Here is a 207-nt window from a genome sequence, read left to right on the forward strand (position 1 = left end):
ACCCCGCCATGAACATGATGCCGATGATGAACAACATGATGCCCGCCATGATGAACCCGATGATGGGTGGAATGATGCCGATGATGTCAGGCATGCCCATGATGAACGGCGCGATGATGCCGATGATGGCCTCCATGCCGATGATGATGATGATGGGCTCTATGAAATGCACCATGACCGCCGAGGGCATGGTCCATTTCATAGAGC

1 pseudogene is annotated in these 207 nt (G+C 53.6%); it reads right to left on the minus strand.

Features of this window, described 5'->3' with window-relative positions:
• A pseudogene (locus AF337_RS46640) lies at positions 1 to 190 on the minus strand (hypothetical protein); the annotation flags it as partial.
• Between the last annotated feature and the right edge of the window lie 17 nt (positions 191 to 207).

It is taken from the genome of Rhizobium ecuadorense, assembly GCF_001187535.1.
GTDB classification, from domain to species: domain Bacteria; phylum Pseudomonadota; class Alphaproteobacteria; order Rhizobiales; family Rhizobiaceae; genus Rhizobium; species Rhizobium ecuadorense.